At 49.0% G+C, this 13,123-nt stretch carries 11 protein-coding genes; 2 read left to right on the top strand and 9 right to left on the bottom strand.

Translation table 11 applies throughout. The features are described from left to right. Positions 1-109: 109 nt before the first annotated feature. Both M3668_RS11200 and M3668_RS09915 read left to right on the top strand, forming a co-directional pair. Complete coding sequence (locus tag M3668_RS11200) at positions 110-679, top strand: transposase family protein (protein ID WP_353055978.1); 570 nt, start codon at positions 110-112, stop codon at positions 677-679. 168 nt (positions 680-847) lie between these two features. Then, on the top strand, positions 848-1,378 hold the full coding sequence (locus M3668_RS09915) for a hypothetical protein (RefSeq protein WP_251380687.1): 531 nt from the start codon (positions 848-850) through the stop codon (positions 1,376-1,378). A gap of 1,200 nt (positions 1,379-2,578) precedes the next feature. Here M3668_RS09915 and M3668_RS09910 read toward each other — a convergent pair. The 9 genes from M3668_RS09910 to rsmA form a co-directional block, all read right to left on the bottom strand. Next, entirely contained in the window at positions 2,579-3,202 is a 624-nt protein-coding gene (locus M3668_RS09910) for a DUF3618 domain-containing protein (RefSeq protein WP_251380686.1), read from the bottom strand. Continuing rightward, positions 3,199-3,669 carry a phage holin family protein gene (locus tag M3668_RS09905; protein ID WP_251380685.1) on the bottom strand — a complete coding sequence of 157 codons (471 nt, stop codon included), beginning with the start codon at positions 3,667-3,669 and terminating at the stop codon, positions 3,199-3,201. Before M3668_RS09905 ends, M3668_RS09910 begins: the two co-directional genes overlap by 4 nt. Beyond that, complete coding sequence (locus M3668_RS09900; RefSeq protein ID WP_251380684.1) at positions 3,666-4,403, bottom strand: hypothetical protein; 738 nt, start codon at positions 4,401-4,403, stop codon at positions 3,666-3,668. The genes M3668_RS09905 and M3668_RS09900 overlap by 4 nt, the downstream gene beginning before the upstream one ends. A 472-nt stretch (positions 4,404-4,875) precedes the next feature. Next, positions 4,876-7,086 (bottom strand): catalase, encoded by a 2,211-nt coding sequence (locus M3668_RS09895; RefSeq protein WP_251380683.1) that lies wholly within the window; start codon positions 7,084-7,086, stop codon positions 4,876-4,878. Positions 7,087-7,443: 357 nt separating this feature from the next. Next, positions 7,444-8,637, bottom strand: coding sequence for a zinc-dependent alcohol dehydrogenase (locus M3668_RS09890; RefSeq protein WP_251380682.1), 1,194 nt, complete (start codon positions 8,635-8,637; stop codon positions 7,444-7,446). Positions 8,638-8,776: 139 nt separating this feature from the next. Further along, a complete protein-coding gene (locus M3668_RS09885; RefSeq protein ID WP_251380681.1) occupies positions 8,777-9,373 on the bottom strand; it encodes a glycosyltransferase family protein in 597 nt (198 codons plus the stop codon). Between the two features lie 41 nt (positions 9,374-9,414). Further along, a complete protein-coding gene (locus tag M3668_RS09880) occupies positions 9,415-11,199 on the bottom strand; it encodes an ABC transporter ATP-binding protein (protein ID WP_251380680.1) in 1,785 nt (594 codons plus the stop codon). An 88-nt stretch (positions 11,200-11,287) separates the two neighbouring features. Next, positions 11,288-12,199, bottom strand: a complete 912-nt coding sequence (locus M3668_RS09875; RefSeq protein WP_251380679.1) for a GHMP family kinase ATP-binding protein — start codon at positions 12,197-12,199, stop codon at positions 11,288-11,290. Then, on the bottom strand, positions 12,199-13,086 hold the full coding sequence (gene rsmA / locus M3668_RS09870; RefSeq protein ID WP_502948966.1) for a 16S rRNA (adenine(1518)-N(6)/adenine(1519)-N(6))-dimethyltransferase RsmA: 888 nt from the start codon (positions 13,084-13,086) through the stop codon (positions 12,199-12,201). The genes M3668_RS09875 and rsmA overlap by 1 nt, the downstream gene beginning before the upstream one ends. Between the last annotated feature and the right edge of the window lie 37 nt (positions 13,087-13,123).

The raw sequence follows: 13,123 nt of genomic DNA, 5'->3' as shown, positions 1-13,123 counted from the left end.
ACCAACTAGACAACGGCCCCACCAGTGGCACAATGAGAGTTAAATCTTCAACCACATAACCTCAGTCAACCGGAAAAGACCGTTACCACACCAGCGCACAACCGGGCTAATGCCAGCGCCATTCACCACGCTACTAAAAGCCCTCCAAGAGCTCCAAAAAACACTGATCAAACCCCTGCAAGAAAACCTAAAGGCACCAGGTTCTTTGGTGATAGATGGAACCCTTATACCCACCTGTAATTGGCGTTCGCTAGGTAGAAGACCCTTTTCTGGCAAGCATAAGCGTTCACGGTTCAATCATCAAATAATCTGCACCTTGGACGGAAAACCTCTATCCATAACGGACCCGTTACCTGGTGCTAGGGATAATGCGCATGCTTTTAGGGTTCACAGTTTAGATCAGCTGCTGGATTTATCCACCCTGGCTGATAAAGGCCATATCGGGTTGGGACTAGCTACCCCAAGTAAGCGTTACAAAGCCCGCAAAACCCCGCTGGGTATAAAGGCAGTCAACAAGTTCATCAATTCATGCAGGGCGGTGGTCAAACAAGTGATCGCTCAGGTCAAGACGTGGCGGGGTTTGGATTCTATTTTTCGGCAGCCGTTGAGCTCGTATCTGCGGGTGTTTGGTGTGGTACGGGGGTGGGGTTTTTATGAGACTGGTGGGACTTTTGAATAAACCTCCTTATTAAGTAGACCTCACCTTTGAGAATACATGTTTACCCATAGAGCTTTCCCATATTCTTTTTTTACGACCACAGTGGAAAAGAAGGCATTTTTAGGAGTAATATCTCCAGTACGACCTTCCCCATTACTCATGGGATAAAAATATGAAAGGATACTTTGAATGGAAAACCAAACAGGCTCACAAGCATCGTTAGAACCTTTGGGCAGTAAAGAGCTTTCTATATACCTTCAACATCATCTGGCGGGGTCAAAAACCGGTGTGGATCTTTTTACTCGAGTAGCAAAGAATCATCCAGATCATAAGGTTCGTCAAACTGTTGAAGGCCTAGTGCCGCAGATTGAAAACGAGCGGGATTTCCTCATGGAGCTGATGAATAAATTGGATATTTCATATCCTGTTTTTCAAGAAGGAGTGGCTTTTATTGGAGAGAAGCTTGGTCGCCTCAAGCTCAATGGCGAAGTAGTGTCTCGTTCACCCCTAAGTGATCTATTAGAGATTGAAGCTTTGACCGATGCTGTATACGCCAAGCGTCAGGGGTGGCAGGTGTTAAAAACCTATGGTGAAGAAGATAGCCGTATTGATACCGACTTGATTCAAGAATTAATTTTCCGAGCAAATCGCCAGATTGATCAACTGACAGCACTTCACCATCGCACCTCAGAACGTTTTTTAAAAAATAATATAAATTAATTAATATAAAATATTTCAATACAGAACTCATTTTAAGTATTTAATTTTATTTTATTACTCTGGATTTTCCTTGGATAACGACCTAAGTAAATTAAACACTAAGTAGGTTAGCTTCTAAGATTATCTTAATATTTAAGCTTATTCATAAGGGGCCCAGCTGCGAAAAATATCCACGCCCGCGCCAGAAGAAAAAAGCCGCCCATACGAACCCAGCGGACGCCTGAAACCCGTATGTAACACCCTCCACGTTTTTACCTGATTCATCACCCGCTCCACCTCTAATTTCAGCCGATTAATCCGACAATTACTCTCCTTCACCACAACCCGCATCCGCACACCCGCTTTGCCTGTGACCGGTGTGAGAAACCCGAACCCGATGTTAACCTTTATCTGCCAAAGTGGAGTCACCCAAACGCCTCTCTAACTGGTGAAAATAATAGGCATACAGATCATGTCTAGCTCCTGGTATTGGGTTAGTGATAGCCAGTAGTTTCCCACTGAAGGTGCAGAGCATCTGGTGGTTATATCCGGTTCTTTTGCGTTTAGCTGAAAACAACGTTCACCCTTGTAAAGACCAGTACCAAACCGTAATCAGCCTCCCATCGATTATGCGGAGCCTGGGATATATTTGAGAGATTCTAGTGCTGGAATCTTCATATCTGGTAGTTGTTCTAAGGCGTTTTCGATGTGATAAATAGTTCTGGATATCGTGGTCGAGAAACCCCAAACGCTTAAGTTAGGAGCTCTTCAGCGAGGTTGTGGCGTAGGTAAAGGAGGGTGAGTTTCAGGGCTGTGGGTCAGGGTGAGCTTGTGGGGCTTTTGGGCAGGTTTAATCCATGTGAAGAGGTAAGTGAGGGTTTGTAGTAGCGTGGCGAATTGTTTGGCTGTGAGGCCGGTTGTACGCTGGTGTAGCAACGGTTCTTCCGGTATGGATCGAGGTTATTTGTGGTGGTTATTCCTCTTATTTTTGCCGCTGGTAGGACTGTTGTCTAGTTGTTGAGGGTTGGGGATGTCCCCTCTTATGAACAAGCCTCTGAGTAAAAATCTTCTTTACAAGCGTTTTCGGTAAAAAAATTTTCCATTATAGTTATATTTAAATTTAATAGGTCTTAAACAACAATAGGTGAGGCCCCGCATCTGATGCGGGGCCCCCTTTTCTATTCCTCGTCAACGGGTGTTATCCGTCAACACAGACGCTACCTACTTGTTAGTAGCAGTGTTCTTAACACTTTCAGCTGACTGAGTTGCTGACTCCTTCAAATGAGCAGTCTCGTCCTGACCGTGCGCCTTGACGTCCTGTGCTGCGTCCTGTGCGGTCTCCTTGATGGAATCAAATGCCTGCTGTGCAGGTGCCTTGATACCTTCAGCGATGTCCTGAGCAGCGTTCTTCACTGACTCAGTTGCCTGCTGAACATGCGGGCGAATCTGCTGCGCTGCCTCGGTGGTGAGCTGCTGCTCACGCTGAGTTGAGGGCAACATTGATCCGATGAGCCAACCCGCACCCACAGCAATCAAACCTGCCGCGAAGGGGTTGCCACGAGTCTTAGCCTTAGCAAGACCGGGAGCCTGGTTCAAAGCGTCCTTAGCTTGAGCTGCGCGATCGGTAGCTTCGTAGCGCAGTTCATCAGCAGTGTTGTGTGCTGAGTCTGATGCGCCCATAACCTGCTCACGCAAATCCTGGAACTTGTTGCGCGCCTTGTCCTTCTGGCGCTGCACAGCACTTTCGGGGTTTACCTTCTCAGCAACAGCTTCAACGTCTGAGCTCAAACGGTTGCGAGTGTGCTCGATTTCGGCACGGATTTCTTCGGGGGTCTGGTTGCTCATCGGGTCTCCTTAGAAGGATTAACAGTTTCGGGAATTTCCGCTATGGTCTCGCGAGTGTGCGGGAGCGGATTGCTGGTTGCTTGCTGAAGTTTTACCTTGCCACGCTTCACCTTGTTCTTACCCATTACGGCAAGGACACCTGCAACGATTGCCCATAGGATTGCAACAATGAATGCTGCCCAACCCAAAGACATTAGGCTACTAAGAGCCCACATAAGAGCCAAAGACAAGAACAGCAGTACAAAGTGACCTGCTACGCCGGCGCCGCCGAGCATACCTGCGCCAGCGCCCATGACGGTTGCTGACTTCTTGGTTTGCTGCACGGACTGATTGAGCTCAGCCTTTGCCAGCTCTATTTCCTGCTGAACGAGGGTGCTGACGTTAGTGCTCAGCGACTTGAACATTTCGCTCAGTGATTCGCGTTCGGCGCGGATTTCGGGTTCGCTATGAGGAGCGGGAGTGCTCATCGAACATTGCCTCCTTCAGCAGTGTAGCCTGCACCGGGAATGTGGTGCGCAGTAACGTCGCTGGTGTCTTCCTGAGTGATGAAGGTGCGCTCAGGTTCTGCAGCGGGTAGGCCTGCTGATGAGCGCGGTTGCTCTGACTGCTGTGACTCTAGGCCTGCGTACTGCTTGAGGCTTTCGCGGTCAGTAGCAATCTGGTCGTTGTCTTTGACGTTACGAGTTGCACGTCCTGCAAGCAGGCCAACACCGAGTGCTGCAGCCAAGAACAGACCAGGCTTACGAGCAGCGAAACGACGTACATCGTTGATGAGCTCTTGTGAGTCCTTCTGTTCGATGGAGGTTGCCACGGTGTCTACGTAACCTGATGCGTTACCCAAAAGACCGGTGACGTAGCTTGTCTGCGGCTGCTGGCCCTGGGACAATGCGTTGATTTCATCGCTGATGTTGCGAATGGTCGCTGCAAGGCGTTGCTGTTGAGGACCTACATACTTCTGGAGGTCTGCGCGTACCTGACCTATGAGATCCTGAGCCTGGTAGGCAACTTCTTCTTTGACGTCTTCGGCCTTGTTCTTGGCGGTGTCGAGAACACGTTCGCCAGAGGACACTGCCTGGTGCTTGAGTTGCTGTGCTTCCGCCTGGGTGCGGTCAGCAACCTGATCCTTAGTGGTGCGGTTTTTGGCGGGGGTAGCACTGGAAACATGGGGCTGGGCAGGACGACGGCTTGGTGTATTAGCCATAAGTCATCACCTTTTCTGTAGAGGATTAAATAATCAGTAGAATTAGTATATCATTTTCTGGGCATAGTAATGGGTCGATATCAGATTTTTTGAGGCTTATTCACAAGGTGTAACATGAACACGCTCACCCTAATCAAACAAGAGTCTCACCAGCAAGAAAAGTTGAGTGTTAAACCTCTACAAATAAACTAAAGAAAATTATTAAAATCGTTACACCATAAACCTACAAACAGGTTCATCGACGACCTATTCGTTGCATCCCAGCAACAAGAAACCTCACATACAAAAAACCAGTGTTGAGGCTTATTTATAAAGGACAGATTATTTTTCCGCTGATAGGGCCGTTGTCGAGCGTTTTGGATGGCCCCCTTATGAATAAGCCTCGGTATATCTGTCTCATGGAAAAGGAAAGATCCCCGGGGACGATGTAATGTTCATCACCCCCGGAGATTAGAGTAAATTATTACCCTTCTTAGATGAGAGTTTCGAAACGTTCCCATACGCGGTGTTGAGCCAAAAGACCTTTCACCTGTACAAAGGCTTCGGTCAAAGACGGAGCAGTAACCACTCCTGGAGAATCTTTCACGTATTCAGAAGAAAGAATTTCCTGACCTTCGCCTGCGGTTGCAATAGGTTTGGCATGACGCCACGTCTCATTGACCAACAACACCACACGCGGATCAGTTTGATTCAAGACAGTAGCACCTGCTTTCGCGTCACGAGCTACAGCTGCATCTGCTGCTGGGCCGGGATTTCCCGCCAATAACAAGGCATCAAACTCAACAGAACGAATCATCGAAAAAGTCCGCTCTACCGGTACACCGTTAATTTTTCCACCACGCGGTGCAATCACCAGTGGTGTCATCCCAGCTTCAGTAACTTGTTGATGTAGCTCTATTAAATCAGAAGGGGGGTTATTTTCATCCACCACAATACCCACGATACGACCATCAACAGGCCACTTACGACCAATTTGTGATAAAGCAGGGCTTGGGCTCAAATATAACTCAACATTTTCTCGAGCAGCAGGAGCCTCAAGACCCAAGGCATGAGCCACCTCAGAACATAAGGTCGCATCAATTTCTGCTAGACACTGCAATTGACGCTTTTTAATTTCAGGTTCATAGACCTTACCCAGTTCAAAAGAATACGCAGCAATAATATGATCTTTTTCTACGTCACTCATTGACTGCCAGAACAACCGAGCTTGACTGAAATGATCATCAAAACTTGAAGGAACTTCACGCACCTTCTGGCTTTCATTGACTTTAACCGGTATATCGATGAAGGCTTTATCTTCAGCTGAAGCGGGGAAGGGATTGCCACCGTCTAAAGAATTAGGTTTATAAGCTGCTACCCCAACATGATCGGCTTGTTGGCTAAAACCATCTCGGAACATATCGTTGACCTCAGTATGAGGACGGTTGATGGGGAGTTGGTTAAAGTTAGGGCCTCCCAAGCGTGTAAGTTGAGTATCTATATAGGAGAACAAACGTCCTTGCAAAAGAGGGTCATCGGTTACATCGATACCAGGAACTAAATGGCCAGGATGGAAAGCTGCCTGCTCTGTTTCAGCGAAGTAGTTGCGGGGATTAGCGTTGAGCGTCATTTTTCCTATGAGCTCAACAGGGGCTAATTCCTCTGGTACTAGCTTGGTAGGATCTAGAAGGTCAATTCCGTGGAAAACTTGGTCAGGAGTATCTGAGAAAACCTGAATACCTAGTTCCCACTCAGGGTACGCACCGGATTCAATAGCATCAGCAAGATCTCGGCGGTGAGCATCAGGGTCAGCACCTCCGGTCACTTGAGCCTCATCCCATGTTAAAGAATGTACACCGAGTTTGGGCTTCCAATGGAACTTTACTAAGGAAGTTTCTCCTTGTGCGTTTTCCATTCGGAAGGTATGAACTCCGAAACCTTCCATCATCCGATAGGAACGGGGAATGCCTCGGTCTGACATATTCCACATTGTATGATGTTGAGCTTCGGTATGTAGAGAAACGAAGTCCCAGAAAGTATCGTGTGCGCTTTGTGCTTGAGGGATTTCTCGGTCAGGATGAGGTTTTCCGGCATGGACAATGTCGGGAAATTTGATGCCATCTTGGATGAAGAAGACGGGCATGTTATTGCCGACTAAATCAAAATTTCCTTCATCTGTGTAGAACTTGACAGCGAATCCTCGGGTATCTCGTACCGTGTCGGCTGAGCCTCGGGAACCTAAAACAGTTGAAAAGCGAGTGAAAACTGGAGTTTTTTGACCAGGTTGCAGAAAGCCAGCTTTGGTGACAGAGCTAGCGTTACCATAGCTTTCGAAGATGCCGTGTGCTCCAGCACCGCGGGCATGTACTACTCGTTCGGGGATGCGCTCATGGTCGAAGTGGGTAATCTTTTCTCGGAAGTGATGATCTTGTAACAGGGCCGGACCTCGAGCACCTGCTTTGAGGGTATGGTTTGTATCGTAGATTCGCGCCCCAGCTGAGGTCGTTTGATAACGACCTTGTTGATGTACATCGCCTGGTCCATCGGCTGACTTTTTTCCAGTAACTGTGCGGGGGTTTACTTCATGCTGGTCAGCCTTGGGCTCAAGTGGCTCTGCAGGTTGAGCAGGTTCGTTGAAGTCAGGATGCTGAGATGCCGGTTGCCCTGGGGCAGGCTGGAGATGGGGAGATGCTTGAGGGTTCATGAGCCTTGCTTTCTCTTGGAAGAATAAGCTGTGAAAGGTTTTATATCAGCTTGCTTATTATTAATAGTGTCACTAAATCCTCCTATGTTCAATACTCATCCCATAGATTCCCTCATGCATTTAATTTATACGTCTTGAATCAAAGGGCTGAGTGATGGACCTACCTATTATTGTCAGAGGTCCGGTAGCTCTAGGACACAATTTCTGTGGGGCATAGAAGTCGCGTCAGAGAGATCAATTGGTACGCTAACCCCCGAGGCACTAAGAATTTTTTGATACTGGATGAACTAGTTGATAAACACAGTGGGGTGTCCGAGAAGAATTTCCTGGACACCCCACTCTTATGATGCCAAAACTCTAGCGAGTTGGATCAAGTACTACTTTGATGCAGCCATCTTGTTTCTTCTGGAACATCTCATAGGCCTCAGCAGCTTGAGAAAGACCTACCCGGTGGGTAGCTAGCTGTTCTACACCCATAACATCCTCGTCCTGGAAGAGAATATCCGCTATCTCATCGGTCCATTGACGTACGTGGCATTGGCCCATAGCCAAGCGGAGACCTTTGTCGAACATCTTCAACATCGGCATGGGGTTAGCATTACCACCATAGACCCCGCTGAGAGAGACCGTTCCCGAGCGACGGACGCCGTCAATAGCGCTCATCAGTGCGGCGGTTCGATCGAGACCGGCACGGTCCATCATGGGTCGACCAACAGGACCAGGCAGCTTGCCCATAATATTAATAACCTTCTCCCGCACAGGATTACCGTGCGCTTCCATACCCACTGCATCAAGTACAGAGTCCGCACCCCGCCCACCGGTAAGATCACGAATCGCGTCACCTACACTCTTAACTTCGCGCAAATCAATAGTTTGAGCACCCCAGGAGCGAGCCAATTCCAGACGCTCATCGACAAGATCTACCATGATGATTTGCTCAGCATTACCTTGTTGTTGGGCTGAACGTAATCCCATCAGCCCCACGGGCCCGGCTCCGATAATTGCCAAAGATCCGCCTTGGGGAACATTAGCCCATTTCACTCCCTGCCATGCGGTGGGAAGGATATCAGAGAGATATAGTGCTCGCTCATCTGCATAACCTTCAGGCACTTTCACAGGACCAAAATCGGCATGCGGAACGCGAACATATTCTGCTTGGCCACCAGGTACCTCCCCATACATTTTGGAAAAGCCAAAGAGAGATGCGCCTTTATCGTACTTGGTGTTTTGCGTGGTCTCGCATTGTGCGTAGAAACCGCGTGAGCACATCCAGCACTTTCCACAGGAGATGTTGAAGGGAACTACTACGCGATCGCCGGGGGTGAGGTTATGTACTTCAGATCCGGTTTCTTCCACGATGCCCATAAACTCATGCCCCAGTACATCGCCTTTACCCATGTAAGGCCCTAGGACACCATAGAGGTGCAAATCAGAGCCACAGATAGCGGTGGACGTGACGCGGATAATGGCGTCGGTAGGATTTTGGATGGTGGGCTTGGGAACGTCGATAACTTCGACTTTTCCAGGTTCTTGCCAGGTAAGGGCGCGCATGAATTCTCTTTTCTGAGGTTAAGGGCTGTCTTATAGGTTCTTATACTCAGTAAGTATACTGCTTAAAAGAATGGGGTGGGATTTTTTATCCTCGTATTTTAGCCGGAAGCTAAAAGTTATCCCAGAAGCATCCCGTAAGTTAGCTCTCTGGACTTGATAAGTGCGTGTGGCTTTGAAGTGCTGGTGGGATTTTAGAATAAACCTCCATGACCTCTGAAAAAACTGATTTTCCCTCACCTAAATTCTGGACCATACTTTCTAGGGTATGACGTTCACTTCCATCAATTACTTTCAGAGAACGCCTTGCCTCTTCGATAAAGGCGCCATATTCACCAAGAGGGTTTAAGGACGTGTGAAATTGATTAATTATCAGAGATTTAACCTCAATATCAAATGCAGGAGAAGATATTAACTGCAGCAGAATATCTGCGCGAGTAGATATAATTATGTCAGAAGAATTCCACCGACGAATTTTCTTTTTAATAATTATCGCCGCAGAAACATCAACAAGTTTATTAAGGAAAACAGATTTCTTTAGAGCAAAAGAGAAAGGAGAACAATATTCACCTGTGTATGCACCCTCACTGGGTAGCTTCATGCCGGAGGTTTTGGCAAGTACAACTACACGCTCACCTCTTTCCGTAAGCTCCGATGCCAATCTGTCCGTCACAGTCTCAGCTCCACCAAACCTCGGAAATTCATCTACTAAAAAATAGATTGCCCTGTTATTCGTCATCCGCTAGTTTCACGTGCATCTACTCATAGAAAAAATCTGGCCTACAGTTTACCTAGCTCTACAAGTTCTTTGAATTCAGGGTTCAGCTCAGAAAGTTCCTCGAAGCTTCCCTGGTTCACCACTTCACCATTTTTCATATAGTAAATAATGTCTGCTTTTTTGATAGTAGACAGGCGGTGAGCCACCATCACGATCGTCATTTCACCAGCTAAACCTTCAATAGTCTGCGTGATTTTATGCTCGGTCTTATTATCTAGAGCTGATGTAGCCTCATCTAAAACCAGTAATTTGGGGGTGCGATACAGCGCACGGGCAATCCCCAGTCGCTGACGTTGCCCGCCAGATAACCTGCCGCCGTCCTGCCCTAAGTCTTCTGTAATGCCGTTCGGTAGGCTATCGACTAGTTCATTCAGCTCAGCATGAGCTAAAGCAGAGATTACCTGTGCATCATCGATGTCAGTCTCGGGTAAACCAAAAGCAACGTTCTCCTTGAGATTCCCTGGGAGCACATAAACACTTTGCGGCACGACGCCCAGTTGCTGTTGCCACGCCTTGAGGTCAGCGCTAATAGGGATTCCGCCACAGGTGACAGATCCCTGGGTGGGTGGGAGCATACCCAAAATAATATCAACCAGAGTCGATTTTCCAGATCCGCTAGACCCCACAAAAGCTACCGTTTTGTTTGCGGGAATTGAGATAGAGATATTCTTTAAGACCGGTTCAGCTGCCGGGTCATATTGGAAGCTAACCCCTTGAACATCAACATCGCCGGTGAAAACAGTGTTCGAAGAAGGTAGTGCTGAATACCGTGAAATACCCTTGAAGTACTCAATTTCTCTGTTGAGAAGGAGCACACCAGCAGTCCCAGATCTTACGACGTTAAGAGAGGCCATAGCTGAGTTAATGGCGGGCATAAGACGTACAGCGGCCACGCTGAAAACGCCCATAGTTGCAATTGCTTCTGCTTGGTCCCGGGTAGAAAACATAAAGACTGCCAGGGACGCAATACTAACAATAAAAACGATTTCCATAATGTTTTTAGGTAGCTCGTTGACCAGACCCTGTTGGCGTTGGGCCTTAGCGCTCATTTCAACGCCGCGCTTATATTTCTCCACAAACTGATCTCCCACGGAAAACAATCGCATCTCTCGGAAAGCTGATAAAGCTGGCATTGATGAGAACCAGGAGATTTGATCAGCCTTTGTGATCTGATGGCTAATTTTTTCCAACCGTCTTTTAGAAAGGGCGGGAATGGCATACCCCACGGCACCAAAAATAGGTACAGCAATAATGGCAACCTGTGGTGAGAGAATGAAAACAATGATGAGCATGAGGGTGATCGTCATGAGGTTTGTCAGCAGGCTCAACCCTCCAAAGATACTCATTCGATAGGCCTGAGCCATTGATGTCACGAGGCTGGTATGGATTTTGGAGAGTTCCCGTTTCTTGTAATCAGGGTAGGGAGAGTCTAGGTAAAGGCCCAGCAAATTGACCTTTGCGGACAGTTCCATTTTGTTGACAAAACCGCTTTGCCACCATCGGAAGCCAATAGTAAACAATGATTTTCCGATAAATGCAGATACAACTATTATTCCGGTAAGTGCAATCAGGCGTTGCCTATCAGTGGTTCCCAGAAGCTGAGCAAGAGTGGCTAGGGGTCCGTTTTCAATACTTTGCCCTGAAACCAGCAAGATGAGCGGATAGGTTGCAGCTACACCAAATATTTCAAGCAGGGAAACGATGAAGGCGCCCACCACCGATAACGCCAATTTGGTTTTCACCGGGAAATCAACCAGATAAAAAAGGTTGCGAATATTGCTGAGCATAATTCCCTACACAGTCACTGCAATCTGAAAAGAACAGCTCTCATTCTACCCACGCCTCAGGGGTAGACTGCAGGTTCTTTCAGCTAACTCACTGTGAGATGTAGGCGACGGTGGGGCCGGATCCTGATACAAAACATGCCGTTACACCCGGGTTTTCTGCTGTCACTGCCAGGGTTTGCTCCAATTCAGGGAGCAGGCTGAGAGCGGGAGCAGCAAGGTCGTTGCGCAAAAGACTAGAAATGAGAGGCAGGCGCTCGGTCAGCGGAGCCGGTGATGTCAGAGTAGCAATAAGTTGCTGTGGCACTTGCAAGTTTTCGTCGGGGGAAGGGTAGCGGCCGCTCTCCCTGCCGGCGTCTAGCTCACGAAAAACTGTAGGCGTTGACAGGCCAGAGACCGCTGGCACAAAACCAAAACGAAGCGGCTCAACGCCCTCGGGTAAGGGAATTGCTTGGAGGCGGTCACCGATGCCCTGCCCAACAGCTAGCCCACCCAACAGGGCGAAGGGAACATCTGCCCCCAGTGGAGCTGCAAGTTGCAACAACCGGTTGTGCGGTAGCTCCTGTGAAATCCTGCCAGTTTGCACCAGGTAAGAGTTCATCGCTTTCATAGCCGCTGCGGCATCAGCCGAACCGCCGCCCATACCACCGGCAACAGGCACCGCCTTTTCAATGTGAAGGTTGAGGCAGACATCAACCGGGCTCAGCCCAGCTTCACCCAGCACCACAGCAGCACCGCGGTAGGCAAGATTAGTGTGGTCCAGAGGCACTACGGAGGGGTCAAAAGCGCCTAACTCCATCTGCTGAGCCACCGGTGAACCGTGAGCAACACTCATCGATTGACTCATCCCGGGAGCATCGGTTTCCGTCAGAGTAACTGTTTCTAGAATGTCCACCGCAGCATAAAGAGACGCGACATCGTGGTACCCATCAGATTTAAGAGGGCCGACCGCAAAATACAGGTTGACCTTGCCCGGAGCGGTGGCCTTGACCGATACAGACATTAGGCTTCTCCTACCGCCGGCACCGTACGGGCAGCTTCAGCAATCTTAATGAAGTCGTGAATATCCAGCTTTTCACCGCGTAGCTGAGGGTCAATACCCGCAGCTTCAAGAATAGAGCCGGCGCGAGCACCTGAACCTGCCCAGGTAGACAGGGCGGCGCGCAGGGTCTTACGACGCTGAGCGAATGCGGCGTCAATAATGGCAAAGACCTCTTCCCGCGGTAGGTCAGAAAGCAGCTCTGCGCGGCGTTCAAAGGCAACTAGACCTGATTTGATTTTAGGAGCTGGCCAGAAGACGTTAGTGCCTATCACTCCCGCTTTGGAGACCTCAGCGAACCAGTTGGCCTTAACGCTGGGCACCCCGTAAATCTTAGAACCGGGCTTGGCGGCCAGGCGGTCAGCGACCTCGTCCTGCACCATCACCAAAGCATGCTCAATAGAAGGGAACTGCGCAAACATGTGCAAGAGGACGGGAACCGCTACGTTATAGGGCAGGTTAGCTACCAGCGCGCTGGGGGTTCTAGGCAGTTCGGTGACCTTCATGGCATCCGACAGCACGACATCAATACGTGCTTCTGAGCCCGGGCGCATCTTGGCAATTGTTGCAGGGAGTTGTTCTGCCAGAGGCGGATCTATCTCCACAGCCACCATGTCTTTAGCGGCATCCAGGATGCCCAGAGTCAAAGAACCCAGCCCAGGGCCAACCTCAACCACCGTTTCATCAGGGCTAATTTTAGCGGTAGCGATGATACGGCGAATGGTGTTGGGGTCAATCACGAAATTCTGCCCCAGGGTTTTGGTGGGGCGGATACCGAGCATATCGGCCAGTTCGCGGATTTCTTGGGCGCCGAGCAGGTGTTGAGTGGTGGGTGCAGGTTCTTCAGTCACCCCACCAGTCTATATGCCAGGTGGCTCAAAGAGGGAG

Origin of the sequence: Rothia sp. P100 (assembly GCF_023712425.1) — a bacterium.
Lineage (GTDB): Bacteria > Actinomycetota > Actinomycetes > Actinomycetales > Micrococcaceae > Rothia > Rothia endophytica.
This window is presented reverse-complemented; position numbering and strand designations above follow the sequence as displayed.

Bases quoted from the DNA above. Each gene is read 5' to 3' on its own strand.
- M3668_RS11200 (WP_353055978.1), top strand. From the start codon at position 110: ATGCCAGCGCCATTCACCACGCTACTAAAAGCCCTCCAAGAGCTCCAA.
- M3668_RS09915 (WP_251380687.1), top strand. From the start codon at position 848: ATGGAAAACCAAACAGGCTCACAAGCATCGTTAGAACCTTTGGGCAGT.
- M3668_RS09910 (WP_251380686.1), bottom strand. From the start codon at position 3,202: ATGAGCAACCAGACCCCCGAAGAAATCCGTGCCGAAATCGAGCACACT.
- M3668_RS09905 (WP_251380685.1), bottom strand. From the start codon at position 3,669: ATGAGCACTCCCGCTCCTCATAGCGAACCCGAAATCCGCGCCGAACGC.
- M3668_RS09900 (WP_251380684.1), bottom strand. From the start codon at position 4,403: ATGGCTAATACACCAAGCCGTCGTCCTGCCCAGCCCCATGTTTCCAGT.
- M3668_RS09895 (WP_251380683.1), bottom strand. From the start codon at position 7,086: ATGAACCCTCAAGCATCTCCCCATCTCCAGCCTGCCCCAGGGCAACCG.
- M3668_RS09890 (WP_251380682.1), bottom strand. From the start codon at position 8,637: ATGCGCGCCCTTACCTGGCAAGAACCTGGAAAAGTCGAAGTTATCGAC.
- M3668_RS09885 (WP_251380681.1), bottom strand. From the start codon at position 9,373: ATGACGAATAACAGGGCAATCTATTTTTTAGTAGATGAATTTCCGAGG.
- M3668_RS09880 (WP_251380680.1), bottom strand. From the start codon at position 11,199: ATGCTCAGCAATATTCGCAACCTTTTTTATCTGGTTGATTTCCCGGTG.
- M3668_RS09875 (WP_251380679.1), bottom strand. From the start codon at position 12,199: ATGTCTGTATCGGTCAAGGCCACCGCTCCGGGCAAGGTCAACCTGTAT.